Annotated in this window: 22 protein-coding genes; 14 read left to right on the plus strand and 8 right to left on the minus strand. The window is 63.8% G+C overall.

What is annotated here, in order from left to right; genetic code table 11:
* The first annotated feature begins 29 nt into the window (after window positions 1-29).
* From ahcY to GGR61_RS10765, 9 genes are all read left to right on the plus strand, one after another.
* Window positions 30-1,472: an adenosylhomocysteinase gene (gene ahcY, locus GGR61_RS10725; RefSeq protein WP_184621360.1), complete on the plus strand. Its 1,443-nt coding sequence runs from the start codon at window positions 30-32 to the stop codon at window positions 1,470-1,472.
* 461 nt (window positions 1,473-1,933) lie between these two features.
* A complete protein-coding gene (locus tag GGR61_RS10730) occupies window positions 1,934-3,436 on the plus strand; it encodes an N-6 DNA methylase (protein WP_184621361.1) in 1,503 nt (500 codons plus the stop codon).
* Window positions 3,433-4,668: a restriction endonuclease subunit S gene (locus GGR61_RS21370; RefSeq protein WP_326520246.1), complete on the plus strand. Its 1,236-nt coding sequence runs from the start codon at window positions 3,433-3,435 to the stop codon at window positions 4,666-4,668. Before GGR61_RS10730 ends, GGR61_RS21370 begins: the two co-directional genes overlap by 4 nt.
* 10 nt (window positions 4,669-4,678) lie before the next feature.
* Window positions 4,679-5,680: an Abi family protein gene (locus GGR61_RS10740; RefSeq protein ID WP_184407345.1), complete on the plus strand. Its 1,002-nt coding sequence runs from the start codon at window positions 4,679-4,681 to the stop codon at window positions 5,678-5,680.
* A 182-nt stretch (window positions 5,681-5,862) separates the two neighbouring features.
* On the plus strand, window positions 5,863-6,147 hold the full coding sequence (locus tag GGR61_RS10745) for a DUF1778 domain-containing protein (RefSeq protein ID WP_184621362.1): 285 nt from the start codon (window positions 5,863-5,865) through the stop codon (window positions 6,145-6,147).
* A 1-nt stretch (window position 6,148) separates the two neighbouring features.
* Entirely contained in the window at window positions 6,149-6,448 is a 300-nt protein-coding gene (locus GGR61_RS10750) for a type II toxin-antitoxin system RelE/ParE family toxin (RefSeq protein WP_184407347.1), read from the plus strand.
* On the plus strand, window positions 6,432-8,774 hold the full coding sequence (locus GGR61_RS10755; protein ID WP_260287495.1) for a type I restriction endonuclease subunit R: 2,343 nt from the start codon (window positions 6,432-6,434) through the stop codon (window positions 8,772-8,774). The genes GGR61_RS10750 and GGR61_RS10755 overlap by 17 nt, the downstream gene beginning before the upstream one ends.
* A 546-nt stretch (window positions 8,775-9,320) precedes the next feature.
* Complete coding sequence (locus tag GGR61_RS10760; protein WP_184621363.1) at window positions 9,321-9,572, plus strand: SHOCT domain-containing protein; 252 nt, start codon at window positions 9,321-9,323, stop codon at window positions 9,570-9,572.
* 16 nt (window positions 9,573-9,588) lie between these two features.
* Window positions 9,589-9,897, plus strand: coding sequence for a hypothetical protein (locus GGR61_RS10765; protein ID WP_184621364.1), 309 nt, complete (start codon window positions 9,589-9,591; stop codon window positions 9,895-9,897).
* 151 nt (window positions 9,898-10,048) lie between these two features.
* Here GGR61_RS10765 and GGR61_RS10770 read toward each other — a convergent pair whose 3' ends face one another.
* Window positions 10,049-10,606, minus strand: a complete 558-nt coding sequence (locus GGR61_RS10770) for a DUF3228 family protein (protein WP_184621365.1) — start codon at window positions 10,604-10,606, stop codon at window positions 10,049-10,051.
* Between the two features lie 58 nt (window positions 10,607-10,664).
* On the minus strand, window positions 10,665-11,210 hold the full coding sequence (locus tag GGR61_RS10775; protein ID WP_184621366.1) for a DUF2058 domain-containing protein: 546 nt from the start codon (window positions 11,208-11,210) through the stop codon (window positions 10,665-10,667).
* Window positions 11,211-11,474: 264 nt separating this feature from the next.
* Between GGR61_RS10775 and GGR61_RS10780 the strand changes: the two genes are divergently transcribed.
* Window positions 11,475-12,116, plus strand: coding sequence for a hypothetical protein (locus GGR61_RS10780; RefSeq protein WP_184621367.1), 642 nt, complete (start codon window positions 11,475-11,477; stop codon window positions 12,114-12,116).
* Between the two features lie 165 nt (window positions 12,117-12,281).
* Here GGR61_RS10780 and GGR61_RS10785 read toward each other — a convergent pair whose 3' ends face one another.
* A complete protein-coding gene (locus GGR61_RS10785; RefSeq protein WP_184621368.1) occupies window positions 12,282-13,217 on the minus strand; it encodes a Gfo/Idh/MocA family oxidoreductase in 936 nt (311 codons plus the stop codon).
* A 380-nt stretch (window positions 13,218-13,597) separates the two neighbouring features.
* Here GGR61_RS10785 and GGR61_RS10790 point away from each other — a divergent pair, with 380 nt between their 5' ends.
* Window positions 13,598-13,996, plus strand: coding sequence for a VOC family protein (locus tag GGR61_RS10790; protein ID WP_184621369.1), 399 nt, complete (start codon window positions 13,598-13,600; stop codon window positions 13,994-13,996).
* 193 nt (window positions 13,997-14,189) lie between these two features.
* On the opposite strand, the gene GGR61_RS10795 is transcribed toward GGR61_RS10790, so the two are convergent.
* Together GGR61_RS10795 and GGR61_RS10800 are read right to left on the minus strand one after the other, a co-directional pair.
* Window positions 14,190-15,167: an NAD(P)H-quinone oxidoreductase gene (locus GGR61_RS10795; protein WP_184621370.1), complete on the minus strand. Its 978-nt coding sequence runs from the start codon at window positions 15,165-15,167 to the stop codon at window positions 14,190-14,192.
* Between the two features lie 157 nt (window positions 15,168-15,324).
* Window positions 15,325-15,561: a hypothetical protein gene (locus tag GGR61_RS10800; RefSeq protein WP_184621371.1), complete on the minus strand. Its 237-nt coding sequence runs from the start codon at window positions 15,559-15,561 to the stop codon at window positions 15,325-15,327.
* 208 nt (window positions 15,562-15,769) lie between these two features.
* Here GGR61_RS10800 and metF point away from each other — a divergent pair, with 208 nt between their 5' ends.
* Window positions 15,770-16,597: a methylenetetrahydrofolate reductase [NAD(P)H] gene (gene metF / locus GGR61_RS10805; RefSeq protein ID WP_184621390.1), complete on the plus strand. Its 828-nt coding sequence runs from the start codon at window positions 15,770-15,772 to the stop codon at window positions 16,595-16,597.
* 144 nt (window positions 16,598-16,741) lie between these two features.
* On the plus strand, window positions 16,742-17,341 hold the full coding sequence (locus GGR61_RS10810) for a hypothetical protein (RefSeq protein ID WP_184621372.1): 600 nt from the start codon (window positions 16,742-16,744) through the stop codon (window positions 17,339-17,341).
* 127 nt (window positions 17,342-17,468) lie between these two features.
* Here the strand turns inward: GGR61_RS10810 and GGR61_RS10815 are convergent, their stop codons facing one another.
* From GGR61_RS10815 to GGR61_RS10825, 3 genes are all read right to left on the minus strand, one after another.
* Window positions 17,469-17,996: an AAA family ATPase gene (locus tag GGR61_RS10815; RefSeq protein ID WP_184407433.1), complete on the minus strand. Its 528-nt coding sequence runs from the start codon at window positions 17,994-17,996 to the stop codon at window positions 17,469-17,471.
* Entirely contained in the window at window positions 17,984-18,931 is a 948-nt protein-coding gene (locus GGR61_RS10820) for a Nudix family hydrolase (RefSeq protein ID WP_184621373.1), read from the minus strand. Before GGR61_RS10820 ends, GGR61_RS10815 begins: the two co-directional genes overlap by 13 nt.
* Before the next feature lie 137 nt (window positions 18,932-19,068).
* Complete coding sequence (locus GGR61_RS10825; RefSeq protein ID WP_260287500.1) at window positions 19,069-19,434, minus strand: VOC family protein; 366 nt, start codon at window positions 19,432-19,434, stop codon at window positions 19,069-19,071.
* 404 nt (window positions 19,435-19,838) lie between these two features.
* On the opposite strand from GGR61_RS10825, the gene GGR61_RS10830 reads away from it, so the two are divergent.
* Entirely contained in the window at window positions 19,839-20,798 is a 960-nt protein-coding gene (locus tag GGR61_RS10830; protein ID WP_184621374.1) for a hypothetical protein, read from the plus strand.
* The last annotated feature ends 290 nt before the right edge of the window (window positions 20,799-21,088 follow it).

Below are 21,088 nucleotides of genomic sequence, written 5' to 3' on the forward strand. Positions count from 1 at the left end.
GACATTGATCTGCCTACCGGAGCTATTGCATGAACGCTGTCACGAAAATCGCCCCACAGACCGACTACAAGGTCGCCGACCTCTCCCTGGCCGATTGGGGCCGCAAGGAGCTGGACATCGCCGAGCACGAGATGCCGGGCCTGATGTCGATCCGCCGCAAGCATGCGCAGAGCAAGCCGCTGAAGGACGTGCGCATCACCGGCTCGCTGCACATGACCATCCAGACCGCCGTGCTGATCGAAACGCTCAAGGACATCGGCGCCAACGTGCGCTGGGCCTCGTGCAACATCTTCTCGACCCAGGATCACGCCGCCGCTGCCATCGCGGTCAGCGGTACGCCGGTGTTCGCCTGGAAGGGCGAGACGCTGGAAGAGTATTGGGACTGCACCCTGGACGCACTGACCTTCACCCTGCCCGACGGCACCTTGACCGGCCCGGAGCTGGTGGTGGACGACGGCGGCGACGTCACCCTGCTGATCCACAAGGGCTATGAGCTCGAAAACGGCAGCACCTGGGTCGACGAGCCGGCGGCTTCGCACGAAGAAGGCGTGATCAAGGCGCTGCTCAAGCGCGTGGCCGTCGAGCGTCCGGGGTACTGGACCCGCGTGGTCAAGGACTGGAAGGGCGTTTCCGAAGAGACCACCACCGGCGTGCACCGCCTGTACCAGATCGCCGAAGCCGGCAAGCTGCTGATCCCGGCCATCAACGTCAACGACTCGGTCACCAAGAGCAAGTTCGACAACCTCTACGGCTGCCGCGAGTCGCTGGCCGATGGCCTCAAGCGCGCGATGGACGTGATGCTGGCCGGCAAGGTCGCGGTGGTCTGCGGCTACGGCGACGTGGGCAAGGGCAGCGCGGCTTCGCTGCGTAACTATGGCGCCCGCGTCATCGTCACCGAGATCGACCCGATCTGCGCCCTGCAGGCGTCGATGGAAGGCTTCGAAGTCAACACCATCGAATCCACCCTGGGCCGCGGCGACATCTATGTCACCACCACCGGCAACAAGGACATCATCACCGTCGAGCACCTGCAGGCGATGAAGGACCAGGCCATCGTGTGCAACATCGGCCACTTCGACAACGAGATCCAGGTCGATGCGCTGAATGCACTCAAGGGCGTGGAGAAGATCAACATCAAGCCGCAGGTCGACAAGTACGTGTTCGGCAACGGCAACGCGATCTTCCTGCTGGCCGACGGTCGCCTGGTGAACCTGGGCTGCGCCACCGGCCACCCGAGCTTCGTGATGTCCAACTCGTTCGCCAACCAGACCCTGGCGCAGATCGACCTGTGGGAAAAGCGCGACACCTACGAGAAGAAGGTCTACATCCTGCCCAAGCACCTGGACGAGGAAGTGGCCCGCCTGCACCTGGAAAAGATCGGCGTCAAGCTGACCACCCTGACCAAGGACCAGGCCGATTATCTCGGCGTGGACGTGGCTGGCCCGTACAAGCCGGATCATTACCGCTACTGATCCATTGGCAACACATCGCCATGCAGACAAGAACGGGCGCCGCAAGGCGCCCGTTTTTCGTGCGATCAGCGGACCAGGCGCGCCTCGAATGGTGCTGTCACCGGCTCTGCCCATGAGTTGAGGGAGTACCGCGCCACGCGGCGCCTGTCGGATGGCAGCGCAGCCTTGCGCGTCGATCATCAGGGAGAACCAATGTCGATCCGCATCGATGCCGGCGGGCCCGCTTGCTGCGACAATGCCCGCCCGATACGAACGCTGGAGCCCATACCCGATGTCGCTGGAGACACAAGCCGAACGATTCATGCAGACACTCGAGTCACTGGGTGGCTCTGCAGGCAACGTCAAACTAGGCAGCGCGTTGGGCTGGGCCGACAGCACCTACACGCGGGTCAAAGCGCACCTGATTGAGCAAGGCCGCATCGTGCCCGGTCGTGGCCGCGGTGGTTCCGTGTCGATCGCGGATGCCACTCCTGCGCCAGGCAAGCAGCACGAAGACGGAGCAAGGCAGCCACAACGCCTACGTCCAGGCCTTCAATGCCATCGACAAGGCCATGCGCAACGATGAAGGCCTGGCCTCGGAGCTGGACTACGCCGAGCAGACCTCGTGGCTGCTGTTCCTCAAGTACCTGGACGACATGGAACACGAATGGGCCGATGAGGCCGCGCTCAAGGGCAAGCCCTACGCGCCGCTCCTGACCCGGCCCTACCGCTGGCAGGACTGGGCTGCGCCGAAGACGCGGGACGGCAAGCCCGACCCCAACGCGCGCACCGGCAGCGATCTGATCGAGTTCGTCAACGGCAAGCTGGTCAAGCACCTCAAGTCGTTCAAGGACAGCACCGTGCAGGCCGACAGCCTGCAGTACAAGATCGGCGAGATCTTCTCGGAAGTCTCCAATCGCTTCCGCTCCGGCTACACCCTGCGCGACGTGCTGGAGATCGTGGACACGCTGAGCTTCGGCAGTTCACAGGCCAAGCACGAGCTGTCCGAGCTGTACGAGACCCGCATCAAGCGCATGGGCAACGCCGGCCGTAACGGCGGCGAGTACTACACGCCGCGCCCGCTGATCCGCGCGATGATCCAGGTGGTACAGCCGCAGATCGGCGAGACTATCTACGACGGCGCCTGCGGCAGCGCCGGCTTCCTGTGTGAGGCCTGGGAGCATCTGCGCCGCGATGACCTGTCGGCCAAGGACTGGGACACGCTGCAGCGTAAGACCGTCTACGGACAGGAGAAGAAATCGCTGGCCTACGTGCTGGGCGTGATGAACATGATTCTGCACGGCATCGACGCGCCCAATATCCACCACGCCAATACGCTGTCGGAAAACGTCATGGACATCCAGCAAAAGGATCGCTTTGATGTCGTGCTGGCCAACCCACCCTTCGGCGGCGGCGAGCGCAAGGAAGTGCAGCAACACTTTCCCATCCGCTCGTCGGAGACGGCCTACCTGTTCCTGCAGCACTTCATCCGCAAGCTCAAAGCCGGTGGACGCGGCGCGGTGGTCATCAAGAACACCTTCCTCAGCAATACGGACAACGCCAGCGTCGAGCTGCGGCGCGAACTGCTGGCCAGCTGCAACCTGCACACCGTGCTCGATTGCCCGTCCGGCACCTTCCAGGGCGCGGGCGTGAAAACCGTGGTGCTGTTCTTCGACAAGGGCGCGCCGACGAGCAAGATCTGGTACTACCAGCTCGACCCCGGCCGCTCGATGGGAAAAACCAATGCGCTGAATGATACGGATCTTGCGGAATTCGTAGCACTGCAAAAAGCCAAAGTGAGCGGCGAGAAGAGCTGGACGGTCGACGTGTCCAACGTGGACGCCCCCACCTGCGACCTGTCAGTTAAGAACCCGCATGCGCCTGAGGCTGCGCCGCAACGCACCCCGCAGCAAATCATCGAAGATATGCTGGCGCGGGATGTGGAGACGGCGAAGTTGTTGGCGCAGGTGAGGAAGATGCTGTGAGTTGCTCTGCACTCGCCCGGCCAGTTAAAACGTCGTGGCCAACCAGTCCACTGGCTGAACTTGCTGAAATGTTCTCCGATGGTGACTGGATAGAATCGAAAGACCAGTCAACGTCAGGTATCCGCTTGCTTCAAACTGGCAACGTCGGAGGAGGCGAATTCAAAGATCGGGCTGAAAAGGCGCGCTTCATCAGCGCTGGCACCTTCGCTCGATTGAACTGCACGGAGGTCTTAGCCGGAGACATCCTGATCTCACGCCTTCCTGATCCTGTGGGCCGCGCATGCATCGTGCCCGAATTGGATACCCGGATGATCACGGCGGTTGACTGCTCGATCGTTCGTCTCGATGAACAACTGATCCTTCCGAAGCTCTTCGTCTACTTTACTCAGACGGACGCCTATCTTTCGGAGGTGGCCGCACTATGCACCGGAACAACCCGGAGCAGGATCAGTCGTACCGCGTTGGGTCAAATCGAGTTTCCGACCCCTCCGATGGACGAACAAAAGCGCATCGTCGCAGTGCTGGATCAGGCCTTCGGCGCCCTCGACCGCGCCTGCGCCAATGCCGAAGCCAATCTCGCTGACGGGCAAGCGCTGTTCGAGCAAGTATTACTTTCAACGTTTGACGAACTTCTGCCCACCGCAAACATGAAGACACTCGCAGAAACGGCGAAAGACTTCTCACGTGGAAAATCCAAGCATCGCCCCCGCAATGATCCAGCGCTTTATGGCGGCAAGTATCCTTTCATCCAGACGGGCGACGTGCGTAAAGCTCAAGGCGGCATCCGGGAGTTTTCGCAGAGCTACAACGAGATGGGTCTGATGCAGAGCAAACTATGGCCGGTCGGCACAGTTTGCATCACCATCGCCGCAAACATTGCAGACACCGGCGTGCTGGAGATCGAGGCATGTTTTCCTGACAGCGTAATCGGAATGGTCCCCAAGCCCGATGAAGCAACGCCCTACTATGTGGAGTACATGCTTCGCTACTTCGCAGAGGAATTGAAGCTCAAAGGCAAAGGCAGCGCACAAGACAACATCAATCTCGCGACGTTCGAGGAGTCGGAGTTCCCGTTCCCGCCTCTTAACCAACAAGAGGCGATCGTGAAAAAGCTAAACGCCCTTTCAACTCACGTTGCAAACCTGCGAGCCAGATACACGCACATTGCTGCAGAAGTCGCCGCCCTCCGCCAATCCCTGCTCCAAGCCGCCTTCTCCGGCCAACTGACGTAATTTCTTCGCCATGACCGATGCCAGTACCTACGATCGCCCATGGAAATCCTTTCAAGATCAGCTCTTGATGCTGGAAGAGCGCGGCTTGGCCCTGTCGGACAGGGAATGGGCACTGGCGTGGCTGCAGCGTGTCGGCTACTACCGGCTCAGTGCGTACTGGTATCCGTTCCGGATCTTCCGGCATGAGCAGGACCCGCAATCGGGGTCGATCCGCTCGGTGCGCACGGATCACTTCATGCCAGGGACAACGTTCACCGATGCCATCGAACTGTATCTGTTCGATCGTCGGCTACGCGTGCTGCTGGCAGATGCCCTTGAACGAATCGAAGTGTCGCTGCGGGTGGAGGTGGCATACCGACTGGGCAAAGTCGACACCTTCGCCCATCTTCATGAGCGCAACTTCCACCCCACGTTCCGCGAAAAAAGAGCGCCGCAGACGAACCAGACATTCTTCGCCACATGGCAGATGAAGTACCAGAGCTTGGTGCAGCGCTCCCGCGAGGACTTCGTCAAGCACTATCGTGAGAAGCATGGCCCGGACCTGCCGATCTGGGTCGCTATCGAGGTGTGGGACTTCGGTGCAGTCTCGCAACTGCTGGCCATGATGAAAGTGCCCGACCAGCAGGCCATCGCTGAGCGCTATGGAATTGCCGACTGGAAGGTGTTCGCAAGCTGGGTGCGCTGTTTGAGCTACCTGCGCAATCTGGTGGCCCACCACAGCCGCGTGTGGAACCGAAACATGGTGAGTTCTCCCATTCCACCGTCAACCGCATGGCCTGCTTGGGGCGCTGCATTCGAGAACAGGCAGGATCTGCTGACCAAGCCGTTCATCCAGTTGGCGATGGTCTGCCATCTGGTGCGCGTGGTGTGCCCCGGAAGCAGTTGGCCAGAGCGGATGGCGGCGCATCTCGACGCCTTTCCGTCTCAGGCATCTACACGCCAGTTGTCTAGCGCGGACATGGGAGCGCCCAACGGTTGGAAAGACTGGTGGCTGGCGGGCGACAGGCAATAAGAACCCCCGCGTAGATTCCCGAGGGAACCAAGAGGCGGGGGTCGTGTTGCGACAAGTCTAACCGAGCGGGCTTTGAATCGCCAATACGCATAATCAAAACTGCAAGGCGCGCGTTGCTCGAGACGCTGATGCGCCTGTGACACTCCCGTGCTACATTTGGGCATCCTGACCGGGAGCCCCGCATGAGCACCACCACCATCCGCCTGCCGGACGCGCTCAAGGCCCGCATCGCCAAGGCCGCGCAAGCGGCTGGCACCACGTCGCACAACTTCATCCTGGAAGCCATTGCCGAGAAGGCCGAACTGGCCGAGCGGCGCACCGACTTCCATGCAGAGGCCGAACGCCGTTGGGCCGAATTCCTCGAGACCGGCGAGAGCATTCCCTGGGAAGAGATGCGCCGCTATCTGATGGAACGCATTCAGGGCAATAACACGCCACTTCCCGTCCCCCGCAAGTTCGCGAAATAGCGTGGCGCGCGTCGAGTTCCTGCCCTCTGTCAACGAGGACCTGCGGCGCATCATCGGCCACCTGGAACAGCACGAGGCCGAGCATATCCAGGAGCGTCTTGGCGAAATCGTCAGCGCATCCGATGTGCTCACCAACAATCCACTGATCGGGCGCATGACGCGCAACGATCTGCGTGAACTGGTCATTGGCCAAGGCACTCGCGGATACATTGCCCTCTACCAGTATGTAACCGAGCTGGACACCGTATTTGTCCTGGCGATCCGCGCACAACGCGAGGCGGGCTATGCACGCGATGCATGAAACCGAGGCCGACACCCGCGCCAACCGCATCGACCCGGTGCTGCGCGATGCCGGCTGGGGCGTGGTGGAGGGCGCGCAGGTCCACCGGGAACTGATCTGCCCTGGCCGCATCCTCGGCGGCGGCCAGCGCGGTACTTCGCTGTCAGCGGATTACGTACTGAGTTACCGAGGCCGCAAACTGGCGGTGATCGAAGCCAAGCGCGCCGGGCTGGGCCATACCGCAGGCGTCGGTCAGGCCAAGGACTATGCGGCGCGACTACAGGCCCGGTTCGCCTATGCCACCAACGGGATCGGCTGGTATGGCATCGACATGGACACCGGCGCCGAAGGCGACATCGCCTTGCCGTTCCCGACGCCGGAACACCTCTGGCTGCGCTGCTTCCCGCACGGCAACGACTGGCGCGAGCGCTTCGGCGCGGTCCCGTTCGAGACCGGCAGCGGCAAGTGGCAGCCGCGCTATTACCAGCACAACGCGATCACCGCGGTGCTGGAGGCAATCGCGACGGACCGCGACCGCATCCTGCTGACGCTGGCCACCGGCACCGGCAAGACATCCGTCGCGTTTCAGATCGCGTGGAAGCTGTTCCATGCCAAGTGGAACCTGAGCCGTGATCCGGTGCGTCGCCCACGGATCCTGTTCCTGGCCGACCGCAATATTCTTGCCGACCAGGCCTTCAACGCGTTCAGTGCGTTTGCGCCGGATGCGCTGTGCCGGATCCGGCCGGAAGAGATCCGCAAGAAGGGCGGCATTCCGCGCAATGCCAGCGTGTTCTTCACCATCTTCCAGACCTTCATGACCGGTGGCGGCGATACGGAAGGCCAGTCCGCTAGCGCGCAGTTCACCTTCGAAGGCTACGAGCCGGACTTCTTCGACTTCATCGTCATCGACGAGTGCCACCGCGGCGGTGCGCGCGACGAAAGCAGCTGGCGCGCGATCCTGGAGTACTTCAAGCCGGCCGTGCAGCTGGGCCTGACCGCCACGCCCAAGCGCGATGTCAATGGCGACACCTATGCCTACTTCGGCGAGCCGGTCTACACGTATGCGTTGAAGGAAGGCATCGGCGACGGCTTCCTCACACCGTTCAAGGTGCGGCAGATGGCCTCGACCCTGGACGAGTACACCTACTCCGAGGGCGATGTGGTACTGGAAGGTGAATTGGAACGCGGCCGCGTCTACACGGAAGCCGATTTCAACACCCGGCTGGTGATCGACCAGCGCGAGCGCAGCCGCGTGCAGGAGTTCATGGACCAGATCGACCAGCGCCAGAAGACGCTGGTGTTCTGCGCCACCCAGGAGCACGCCGCACGGGTACGCAACTGCATCAACCAGATCAAGGACAACCCGGACCCGCACTACTGCGAGCGCGTGACCGCCGACGACGGTGAGCTGGGCGAACGCCACCTGCGCGAGTTCCAGGACAACGAGAAGACCCTGCCGACCATCCTGACCACGTCGCAAAAGCTGTCCACCGGCGTGGACGCGCTGAACATCCGCAACATCGTGCTGCTACGCCCGGTCAAGTCGATGATCGAGTTCAAGCAGATCATCGGGCGCGGCACGCGCACGTTCGAAGGCAAGGACTACTTCACCATCTACGACTTCGTGAAGGCCTATGCGCACTTCAACGATGCTGCGTGGGATGGCGAGCCGCTGCCGCCGGATGATCCGTCCGAGCCGCGCAGACCACGGCGGCCCCGCGAGAGCGAGCCCGGCGTGCCTGGTGGTGGCGTCCGCGAACCCGAGCCGCCCAAGCGGGTCGTGGTCAAGCTCTCCGACGGCCGCGAACGCAGCATCCACTACATTGCCGCGACCACTTACTGGTCCAACGATGGCAGGATGATCACCGCCCAGGAATTCATGCAGCAGCTGTTCGGCGACCTCGATGCATTGCTGAAGAACGAGGACGAACTGCGCGCCATCTGGAGCGACCCGGACCGGCGCGAGGCCTTCCTCCAGCGCCTCACGGACCTGGGTTACGACGGCGAGCGTCTGGACGACATGCGGCGCCTGATCGATGCGCCCCATAGCGACATCTTCGACGTGCTGGCCTACGTGCGGTTCACCCTCGCGCCGCTGTCGCGGATGCAACGGGTGCAGTCAGCGGCGTCCACCGGACTTGGCGGATACGAACGCGAGATGCGTTCATTCCTGGAGTATGTGCTGGGCAACTACGCGCGCAACGGTACCGGCGAGCTGGCCAGCAGCAGGATCGGCGACGTCCTGCGGATCCGCTACGGCGGGGTCAATGACGCCAAGCGGATGCTGGGCAGCGTTGCAGAGATCCGCAGCGCATTCGTGGGGATCCAGGCGCACTTGTTCCGCTGATGTTCCGCTGATCCACGGACGTATGAAACGCCAGCGGCGCGATCACAATCACGGCCGCCAGCAGGGAGTTGGACGGCCTGCGGCCGTCGCTGCCGATCATGTGCACAGCACGGGCGCCTTCGGGCGCCCGTGCTGCTTTCTGGCGGACCGACTGTTATCGGCAGCCTGTCACAGCGCGCCAAGGTGTGGCTTGCTGCGGTGCGCCGCCGCTAAAAGATGCCTGCGCCGAGTGTTAGCGTGCCCCGCGCGGTCGCCACTGCGCCGCTGAGTCCGTGGTTGCATCGACCAGACCTATAGTCGAGCACGCGCCAGAGCCAGGCACTGGACGCCGACCTGTCGCAGCGGCAGGCGCAGGAACAGGTGCAGCCCCAGCAGTCGCTGTCGCGCTGACCACGCGGGGCCGCGACGGCTCTAGACTGAGCGCGTTGGGTGCCCGTTCCGGGTCTTTGTACCGCGTGCCACGCACCGCGTCTGCACGCATGACGTGGAGACGTGTCGCGCAGCAGTGCCAAACCGTTTCAAATTCCCTCGTTAAAAGGAAACAACATGGGTAGCTTCAGTATCTGGCATTGGCTCATCCTGCTGGTCATTTTCGGCATTGCCGCTGCCGTCATCGCACTGGTGGTCTGGGCGGCCAAGCGTGCAACGCGCGCATCGGTCACATCCGCCACGCCACACTCGACAGCGATAAACACGGTGCAGTCTCGACTGGCGGAGCTGGAGACCCTGAAATCGCAACAAGTCATCACCGAAGCAGAATACAACCAGCGACGCGCCCGGATTCTGGATGGCATTTGAGTCACCGCCACCAGCCATGACTGATGTCCGCGCCGTTCTGGAGCAGCAGGTCCACGTCGCCTGCGAACGCGGCGACATGTCCGCACAATTGCTTGCGCATGGCACCGACGCCAAAGACGGCGTACGACTGCCATTCCACAGCCATCAGGAACTGGCGGAGATTTTCAGCCTGCTGCAGTCATTGCAGATTCCGTTTACCGATACACCAGCAGGATGGCCGCCGGCAGCGGTGTTTGCACAGCTCAGGGATCAGGGCCTGGTGCAAGGCGCAATCACCACGATTGCCTGGACGCGGCCCGATACCGCTGTCTTCGGCATCGGTTAGCGATGTTGAGCGTGTCGGGCAAACGCGTGCGCATGCATGCTTGCCTTACCTCACGATAAGGTTCGACGACACAGGGCTTTTTTAAAGCGCTTTATCCGGCACCACGGCGCGCGCCGCCGCTCCACCACCAGCATCCACACAGCACCGGCAATCACGGCCGCCAATTCGCATTGCGTTCCCAGAACGCCACGCTGCGCCGATAGGCATCGCGGTCCAGGGCCACACCCGAGCCGCCTTCTTCCACGCCAAGCGCGTTGCGCAACATCGTGATCGGCGCCATCGGGATTTCGTCAGGTTCGGCGGTGTAGAGACAACCGACCACGCCCCAGTCCGCGTCGATGGGCGCGCCTTCCTTGGCGAGCTGATCGCGGCTGTAGAGGATGGGTAGCAGATACGCGGCCACCGGTGGCTCGACGCCTTCGAACCATCGCACCAATACCGGCAACTCCTGCGTGCTGCGTGCTTCATAACCGGAGCGCAGCTGGTGGCGGTTGTCGTCGGCGATCGGCACGGTGAGGCAGCGGGTCGAGGTCCAGTTGCGATGCACATGCAGCTGGCAGAACGGCGCGTAGCCTTCGATGACGCGCACTGGCGCCTCGTCGTTGAGGCGCTGGATGAACTGCTCGGGCGTGCAATCCTGGATGGCGTTGCGACGGCCATCGCGTGGGAACAGGCGGGTACGGGCAAACGCGGTGAGAACGATCGACATGTCGAGATGATCGGCAGCAAAGACCGTCAGGGTAGCCTGCAGCCCTGCACGCGACCAGCTACCAGATCAGGTCGTCCGGCACCTTGAACTGGCTGTAATAGTCATCGTCGCTGTCTGTCGCTGCAGCGGCATCCATGCGGCCATGATCCAGCACCACGGCCTGCGCATCACGGCTGTAGACCTTCTCGGCGGCAGCGCGTGGAATCAGCTCGAAACCGTCGCCGTGGCGCACGATCACCACGGCGCCACTGGCCAGCTGGCTGCGCAATGCCGGGTTGACCAGCACACTGCGGATGACGCTGCCATCGTTGAAGCGGTAATCGATCTCACCCTCGCGCTTGATCTTGCTGGTGTCCACGATCTGCCTGATCTGAGCCAGGACTTCCTGCCGCCGCAGCTGCGCATTGCGCTCTTCGGCCAGCGCGCGATCGCGTTCTGCACGCTCGGCCTGCAGCCGTGCCGCATCCACCTTGTCGGCGTCCACCGGCACCACCGCCGCACCCTTGGCATGCCGCTGTTTGACCTGCTCGCGTGCGACCTTGTCCACCTGGGCTTTTTTGACCAGGCCAGCCTTGAGCAGCTGTTCTTGCAATGGATTGCGCATGGGATCAGTGAGCGAAAGGATCTGCACACAGTTTAACGTGCTCCGCCCCCGCCCCGTGGCACGACACTAGATTGGCCAGGAACGGACGGCGCGCAGCGTGTCATGCACGTTCAGGGCAAGCGCGCCGATACGGCGTGACGCGCTGTCGTCCCCGGACACCAGTGCCTGGCTTGCCCAACGCATAAAGCACTGCGGCACCCTGGCTACCCATCTCGCCGATTTCGCAATAATATTCAGGCTCTTCAACGTATCAAGGACGAACGCATGATCATCTGGGGATCGGGTGGCGATGTCATCCCGTTGGGCGCTGCCAATACCGCCAACTGCAGCCAATGCGGGCAGGAGCGCAGTTTCCGCAACGTGCTGCATTATCGCTACGCCCATCTGTGGTATCTCTTCGGCTGGGTGACCAAGAAGCGCTACCTGCGTGTTTGCGACGGGTGCAATCACACCACACAGCTGGACACCAAGACCTTCGAAGCCACATTGGGCACATCGCCGATTCCGGCCTACCGCCGTTTTGGCGGCCTGGTATTGCTCTGCCTGATCGCAGCGCTCGTGGCCTTCGGCGCGTACAGCTCGGCACAGACCTCCAGGCAGGACGATGCGCTGCTGGCGCAGCCCCGCCAGGGCGACCTGTACACGGTGGATCTGGAGGCGGTAGTACCCGGGGCATTCGAAGGACACGCCTACGGCGTGGTGAAAGTGGAACAGGTCAGCGGCCAGAACGTGACCCTGGCGGTTCCGGCCAAGGGCTACAGCAAGTGGAAAGGCGCCGAGAGCGATGCGCGCGGCGTCACCGCACGGCAACCGGGGTACTACACCACCGACCGGGTCGAGGTCCCGCTGAGCAAACTGCAACAGCTGCACACCGGCAACGACTTGCGCCACGTCTATCGCAACTAGGCAGCGTACCGGCCTCTTCCGGTGCAGCAGTATCTGCTGCACCGCAAGCCGACACAGCGCATGCAGGCGTTTGATCTCGGTCGTCCATGCCGTGCGGCGAGGCTCACGCTGACCGCATGAGGCGATGCATGCATTGCCGACACCATGCATGGCTGCACGGATTGGCTACCACTCGAACGGCGCGATGACCGTACGTGCCCCGAGCAGGAAGGCGTCGGCCACATGCACGAACGGTGCGATATCCACCTCCGACTCGCCGGCGCGCACCAACTGCACAAACCGTCGATACAGCCCGTCGTATTCAGTGGATGCCGGCAGCGCTTGCGGCTGCCCGTCGATGCTCAATCTGGCCCCGCCCTCGCTGAGATTGAGCAGGCCGGCAGTCGTTTCGACCTCGATATCCCAGCGTTGATGACCGGTCTGCAGGAAATCGAATTCGGCCGTCACCGGCACACCGGCCGTATCGACAAACGCGAGTGTGGCGGACAGCGGCGCCTGGCGGTTTTGTGGTGTCTGCAGTTGCGCAGCGCGTAGCGCCAATGTGCGCGGCAGCAGATGGGTCGCGATGGACAGCGCGTTGATACCGGGATCGAACACGCCCATGCCACCGGGTTCCAGAATCCAGTCCTGCCCCGGGTGCCAATGGCGAATGTCTTCTTTCCAGGCGATATGCGCGCGCACGATCTGCTTGTCGGCCAGCCATTGGCGGGCGGGCTCCACACCTGCGGCGCAACGCGAGTGCCAACTGGTGAACAGGCTGCGTTGCGCGCGCTGCGCCATCGCGCGCAGATCGTCGATCTCGGCGAGTGTGGCCGCTGGCGGCTTTTCCAGGAACACATGGCGACCGGAGGCCAATGCGGTCTGCGCCAGCGCGTGCCGCCCGACCGGCGGTGTGCACAACGCCACCGCTTCGATCTGCGGATGCGCGGCGAACGCCTCTTCCAGGGTCTGATACGACGGCACACCGTCGACCGTGCCATGCCGGCTCACCGTCGCCACCAGCTGCACATCGTTGCGCGCGGCGATGGTGGGCACGTGCTGGTCGCGGGCGATCTTGCCGATACCGACAAGGGCAATGCGCAGTGCGTCTGGATGCTTCATCGGAACCTTCGTGTGGATGAGAAATAGCGGCCCGCGCACCTGTCCGATACAGACCAACGCGGCAGCGGCGCGATGCAGGAGCGCAGTGTACGGGCAGCCCCCGGCTCGCCGCGAGACATCGCTCCTGCGTGTTTTGCTATACCTCCGCCACCTGGTCGCGGCATGCAGGAGGTGGCGCTTGCAACACGGGACGCGCGCCGCCACACCCGGTCGTTGTCGTGTGTTGCTGCAGCGCTCCAGCACCGGATCGGGCGCGCGCGTGCCAACCGTGTCGACCCTGCCATCAGGTTGGTTGACCACGGCGTCGCGGCAGACCAGGATCGCCACCGACACGCGAAGGTGCCGATATCAATCGCCGCCACCAATCAAGGAGCACACCGATGTTGCATCACGTTTCGCTGGGCGTTCGCGCCATCGAGGCATCCGCCGCTTTCTACGATGCTGCGCTCGGCGCACTTGGCGATGTGCGGGTGTGGTCCGATCTTGAACCGGGCACGCCCGACCAGGCCGTCGGCTACGGCAAAGCTGGCGGCGAAGACAGCCTGGCACTGAAGCAGCGGCAGGCGACAGAGTGCGCACCAGGTGTCGGCTTCCATCTGGCATTCGCTGCGCACGACGCCGCTGCGGTGGATGCGTTTCATTGGGCCGCGTTGCAGCACGGCGGCCGCTGCAACGGCGCGCCCGGCCTGCGTCCGGATGACGGCCAGGCGTATTACGCCGCGTTCGTCGTCGATCCTGACGGGCACCACCTGGAAGCGGTGGTCGGCAGCGCCGCATAGGCATTGCCGGCAACGCGGCGCGTCGATTGACAAGGCGCCGGGCAACACGGCCACAGGGCGATCGCGCGGGTGTTGGTCACGCTTCGGCCATCCTGCTGCACATGCAACACGCTACGACAGCGATGCAGCGAACCCGATTGCCGGCAGCTGCCTGACAGCCGACCGGTATCGGGACGCAGTCGACCATGCGCGGTCACATCTCCAGCACCACCTTGCCCAGATGGCTGCCCTGCTCCAGGTACCGGTGCGCTGCAGCGGCCTCTTTCAGCGGAAAGCACTTGTCCAGCAACACACGCAACCTGCCTTGTTCGATCCACGGCCACACCACGCGCTCCACTTCCGCGGCCAGCCGCGCTTTTTCGTCGGCACTGCGCGGTCGCAGCGTCGATCCGGTGAGAATGGCCTGCTTGCGCATCAGCAGTGGAATCGGCACCTCGATCTTCGACCCGGCCTGCGACGCGATATAGACGATGCGCCCGCGCGGGTTGAGCGCTTCCAACGTGTCGGCAAATACCGCAGCGCCCACCATGTCGAGCGACACATCCACCCCGCCGTGCGCCTTGGCCACGGCGACGAACGATTCGGTGGTCGAGTCGATCGCCACATCGGCGCCCAACTCACGCGCCTGCGCGGCCTTGCCGGCAGAGCGCGCGGTGGCCAGCACATGCGCGCCGGCCGCCTTGGCCAACTGGATCGCGGTCACACCGATCCCGGAGGTGGCGCCATGCAACAGCAACCACTCGCCGGCAGCCAGCCGGCCATGCTCGAACAGATTGGCGTAGGCAGTGAAGACGGTCTCCGGCAGCGCCGCAGCGTGCACCAGATCCATGCCGGCGGGAATCGGCAACACATGCCGCGCGTCCACTGCCGCGTACTGCGCGTAACCGCCACCGCCCAGCAACGCACAGACCCGATCGCCCACCTTCCAGCGACCAGCCGGCTCGACGATCTCGCCGGCGATTTCCAGACCCAGCGTTTCCGGCGCACCAGGCGGTGGCGGATAGTGGCCTGCGCGTTGCAGCAGATCGGGCCGATTGATGCCGGCGGCGTGCACGCGGATCAACACCTGCCCCGGCGCCGGGCGCGGGCGCGGTTGCTCGCAGGCATACAGCGCATCCGCGTCGCCCTTGCCATCGGCAATGGCGATGGCGGTCATCGTGGTCTCGCTCATACAGGCGCTCCGTAGAAAGTGCGCCGAGTGTAAGCATGCCTGCGTCAACGCCTGGCGCAGGTGTGCATCGGAACGCGTCGCCAGGAACCAACGCTGCACACGCCAAGGCCGCGCCGTACCACGCGCGTCTGCACGGGCAGACGCGCACGGCAGACACTCACTCCTCGCTGGGAGCGGGGCCCTGATCGATGTACTGACGAATCGCCTCGAATACCTTCGAGGTGCCATCGTCCTGGTCAGAGGGCAGGCGTGCAGCGAAGTCGCTCAGCAGCTTGTTGCCATCCACGCCCGGTTGCTCGGCCAGGGCAAGCGCCAGATCGCCGACGCTGCGCGCCAACGCAACCCAGATGCGACCCAACGATTCGGCGATGACGTCCATTTCCTCTTCTTGCATGTCGCGCTCCGGTCAAGTTACGTGGGGTGCCTCAGCTTACCGTGCGACAGACATCCAGACACGCCGCACGAGCAGACCCGACCATTCGACGGGCACATGCACCGACGACGCAGCTTGCGACACAGCGGAATCGGGACACGCGCAACCAAATATGCATTCATCGCGATGAAGCGATATTATGCGTGCACGATCCGCCGGACCCGCCGCGATGACGCAGCTCAGCTTCGAGTTCTACCCGCCCAAGACCGACGACCAGCGCGCGCAGCTGGACCGCACCGCAGCCAAGTTGAAGGGCTGCGCACCGGAGTATGTGTCGTGCACCTTCGGTGCCGGCGGCTCCACGCTCAGCTACACCTCCGAAACGGTGCGCCACCTCAAGCAGAAGCATGGCTTTGAGGCCGCCCCGCATCTGTCCTGCGTCGGCGGCAGCCGCCAGGAAATCCGCGAACTGCTCAAGCTGTACCGCGCGATCGGTTGCACCCGCATCGTGGCGCTGCGCGGCGACCTGCCCTCCGGCATGGGCCACCCGGGCGACCTGCGCTATGCCTCGGACCTGATTGCCTTCATCCGCGCCGAACATGGCGATGCCTTCCGCATCGAAGTCGGCGCGTATCCGGAAACCCATCCGCAGGCGACCGATGCACTGAGCGATCTGCGTTACTTCAAGGCCAAGGTGGATGCCGGCGCCGATGCGGCGATCACCCAGTATTTCTACAACGCCGATGCCTACTTTCATTTCCGCGACACGGTGCAGCGCATGGGCGTGGAGATCCCGATCATTCCCGGCATCATGCCGATCTCCAATTTCTCGCAGCTGCGGCGGTTTTCCGAGCAGTGCGGTGCGGAGATTCCACGTTGGATCGGCAAGAAGATGCAGTCCTACGGCGACGATGCCGATGCGGTGCGCGCCTTCGGGGCCGAAGTGGTGGCCAGCTTGTGCGAGCGCCTGATCGCCGGTGACGCGCCCGCCCTGCACTTCTACACGCTCAACCTGGCCAAGCCGACCACGCAGGTGTTGCAGCTGCTCGGGCGCTGAGCTGAGCGAAGCCGACGAAAAGCGCGCTTGCCGGCACGCGCCTGACCGCCCGCGCTTCGCAGACGCGCACCTGGGCCAACGATCATTGCCCAAACGGGCACTCCGTTGCCCGCCGGCTCACGCACGCACCGTTACGCTGCGCCGATGCCTCGTCTCCTGCTGCCGTTGCTGCTGTTGTTCTGCCTTTGCCCCGCCGCGCGCCTGCAGGCGCAGGAGATCCGTCGCTGCGTGACGCCCGATGGGCAGACCATGTTTACCGACCGCCGCTGCGAAGACGTGGGCGCGGCCTCGCGGCCACCGCCTGCCGCACGTCCCCAGGGCAACACCGACCTGTATCGCAACGGCTGCCCGCGTCGACTGAGCGAACTGGTGTCGTTGCTGCAACTGGCAGTGGACAGCCGCGATGTCAATCGCCTGTCCAGCCTGTATCTGTGGAGCGGGCAATCCGATGCCGCTGCCAACCAGGTGTTGAGCCGCCTGGAAGCCATCGTGCAGCGCCCCCTGCTGGACATCGTGCCGATGTACCCGCAACGCGACCCGTCACCGTGGGAGCGCGATACCAACAGCGCCTCGACCACGGCCGTGCCACTGGACAGCCCCGCGATCGACGCAGCGCCAACCCAAGACCCGGGCCGCCCACGTCCGTGGGGGCTGCGACTGGAGCAGAACCTCGCCAGCGGCACGCCCGCACGCAGCGTGTTGCGACTGCGCCGGCAGTACAACTGCTTCTGGGTGACGTTTTAGCGCAGCGCCCGGCTGAAACGACTCTGCCGGATTGCAGTGGAGACGTGCCTGCGTTGGCCAGGAGGCAATGCGCCCATCGGCTACGCGAACACTTGAGACCACAGGCCTCATCGGGTGCGCGTGCAGGCTACGCGGCGAGCCGGCCCATGATCTGCGCGACAGCCTGCTGCGGGCTCAGCACGGCGCTGTCGATCACCTCATGCGGCTCGGTCCACGCCGCGTAGTCATGCGCGAGCACGGAGGACCAATCCGGCACGCGCAATCCGACGACGTCGCCGTGCCGCGATTCCACGCGCTGCCGATGCACATTGCGATCGCTGCACACCACTTCGATCTCCAGTAAGCGGCTGCGTGTGCGACGCGCGACACCACGCCACGCTTCACGGGTGACCGGCAATGGGTTCACGCAATCGGCGACCACCACGCGACCCTGCTGTAGATTGGCCTCGGCAAGCGCGTAAGCGATCATGTAGCCGGCTGGTCCGACGTCGTTGGCGAGTGCACCACTTTCGCGTAGTGATTGCTCGATGGTATCGATGCGCAAATAAAACCCAGTGCATTGCGCCAGTAGCGCCTGGGCAATACAACTCTTTCCGACGCCCGGCAATCCGCCGAACACCACCAACGCAGGCGACGGCTCGGTCACTGCGACCAGAGCGACCGAATCGCCGCGATCCCTTGCGCGCCATGCGCACGTGCCTGGCTCAGATCACCGACCTGCATGCCGCCGAGCGCATAGATCGGCAGCGAAACGTGCTCGCGCAAGGCTTCAAAGCCCTGCCATCCCAAGGGCGTGGCACCAGGATGCGAAGCCGTGCTCTGCACCGGCCCGAGCACCGCGAAATCGCAGCCGATACGCTGTGCGTGGCGCAAATCCTCCAGCCCATGACACGAGGCGGCCACCAGCTGGTCCGGCGGCAAGGGGCGCTCACGCAGCGTGGCCAGTTGCTCCGAGCCCAGATGCACGCCGATGCCGAGTTCACTGGCCAACGCGATGTCGCGATTGAGCAGCAGCTGCGCACGCGACCGCCCCCGCAGCGTCATCACCTGCTGCAGCAATGCCCGCCAGCGCGCCGGCTCGATCTGCCGCGCACGCAGCTGGATGCGCGTGATGCCAGCCTGCATCGCGCGCTCCAGCCCTTCCAGCCACAGCTCAGCGTCCTCCGGTTCCGGCGTGATCAAGTAGCGGTCGGGTTGCCGCAGCACACCCACCACCGGCACGTCGGCCGGCGGCATCGAATAGCGGGTCAACTTGTCTGCCGCCACCCAGGTCATCGCCTGACCTTCGCGGCCGCGCGGGCTGCCCTTCCAGGCGGTGATATGGCGCACTTCCAGGCGCAGGCGCTTGTCCGGGTACAGCTGCGGCACGTCCATCAGCCACTCGCCCACCTGCGCCTCGATGCCGAGTTCTTCGTTGAGCTCGCGCACCAACGCTTGTTCGGAGGTCTCGCCGGGCTCGCGCTTGCCGCCGGGGAATTCCCACAGGCCGGGCATGTCGCGGGTTTCGGTACGACGCGTCAACAGGATGCGACCGCGCGCGTCGGTGATCACGCCGGCAACGACGTGGATGGATCTCAGGGAATCGGGCATGGGCACAAGAGTGCCGCGAGTGAGCCATTCAGCGCAATCGCTTGAGGGCTGGGATTGGAGATTCGGGAATCGGGAATCGGGATTGGTCGAAGCACGCACCATGCCCGCCGTTGCACTTCCCGATTCCCGATTCCCGCCTACAACGGATGCCCGATGCGCCACAGCACCCCGCTGGGATCGTGCAAGGTGAAGTCGCGCGCGCCCCACGGCCGGTCTTCCGGCGCACTGCACGTCACGCCGAACTGCTCGTCCAGGCCCGTGTCGTGCACGTGCTGCCACCAGCTGTCGGCATCGTCCACCCATAGATGCAGCATCAGGTTCTCGGCCAGCTCGCGCAGATAGAAATCCTGCAGCAGAAAGGCGCAATGCGCGCCATGCCGGAAGCAGGTCACATTGCCCACCTCGTCCTCCTGCACGAACCCCAGCGCGCGATAGAACCGCTGCGACAGCGCGTAATCGCGCGCAGGCACGAATACCTTCAATTGCTGGCTGGACAGCGCCATGACCGCACTCCACGCAGGACATGGGCCGAGCATACGCCCCCCTCGCGCAGGCGGTGCATGGGTGTGGCGCGGCGGTGGAGCGCAGCAAGGTCACGGCGGCGCGACACGCACGGGCCGCACCGTGTTTTGCGAGGAAACGGCTACGGGTGCGGTTTCAGGTGCCGGGCCAGTCAAGATGGCGCCAAAGACGCGAGCGACCGGAGGCAAGCCCTGCGCTCCCCACCCTCCCTCTGAACGCACAGACAGGATGGGTACTATGACTTCCAGGATCGACGCTGCATTCGAACGATGGGTGATCCCGCCCTCGCCCCGCAGCGGACCTCGCCGCCTGCAACGGTGAGCCGCTCCAAAGCCTGTTCGGCGGCGGCATTCGCTCTGGATTCTTTGAAGAGAGGCTTAAGCCAGTGAGCCAGATACGTTTTCGCAGCGGGTACGCCAAATATTCGGACCTGGCCATGCTGTTGGCTTATGTGGGGGACAGCGATCCCTTCGACCCGCCGACCAAGCTCATCGTCCTCGACGACGCAACATCCACTCCCGCGTGGGGCCTGCAAAACCTCGACGATGTGGTCGTGGATGTCTGCACCTTCCGTTCGGGCACGATGGACCGTCCGGCGTTCGTCTGCGTTTCGGAAGAAGGCAAGGTGTGGTTCCATCAAAAGGAATCGGTCATCGAGGACATTCCCGATGCGGGCCTTTGCAAGCCGACGTCGCGCAAGCTCGGCTATCTCGGCGGCATCCGGCAACTCGGAAGCGAACTTTACGCCTTCGGCTATGCCGGCCAGATCTATCGGCGGAGCGCACCGGGGAGATGGGAGCCTGTCGATCGGGGAATCATCGGGGTGCCCGGCGACCACTACGACGTGGCCGACCTGTGCCTGTCGGGCAACACCCTGTATGCGGTCACGAAACTGGGCGACCGGGGGCGCATCTATTCGCGCACTGGCGATCGATGGATACCCGAAGACAATCCGTCAGGTGCCTGGCTCAATGCCATCGCAGCCGATCAGGACGGAACGCTCTGGATCTGCGGCCGCAACGGCACGCTTCTGAAAGGCAACGCCGCAACCGGCTTCAGCCGGGTTGGCGCTGCCGGATGCACTGAGGAATTCCTGTCGGTCGCGCTGTTTGGCGGAACGCTCTGGTTGAGCTCGGCGACCTCGCTCTACACCTGGTCATCGGACCGGCTGTGCAGGGTCGATACCGGCATCTCTCCCGATCTCCGCAGTGCCAACCGCCTGCAGGTCGCAGATGGCGTGCTCTGGTCGTTCGGCTACGACGACGTGCTGCGATACGACGGAGAAAGATGGACGCGCTTGATCTGCCCAGGCACCGAGCCATTTCCCGCGAAAGGCAGCCAATAGCCGGCAATGCCCAATGTGCACTCGCCGCAGGCCCTGTCACGTCCCTCAAGCAAGGCATCTTCGGAAAAGGAATGCGTCAAGGGCAGGAGATCGAAGCAGACGATCACATGCCCCAGTCCGCCGTGTCGTATCGCGGCTTCTGATTCAACCCACGGATGCTCTTCGTAAGTACAGCCCCCCTTGGTAAGGGGGGCGCGCCGAAGGCGCGGGGGATCGGAAGCAGCACCGTGAGCCCGTTATCCGCAACGCGGATAGCGGGTGTGCAGCCCGCTCCACGGGCTGCACCACGG

Source organism: Xanthomonas sp. 3058 (assembly GCF_014199765.1).
Classification (GTDB): domain Bacteria; phylum Pseudomonadota; class Gammaproteobacteria; order Xanthomonadales; family Xanthomonadaceae; genus Xanthomonas; species Xanthomonas campestris_B.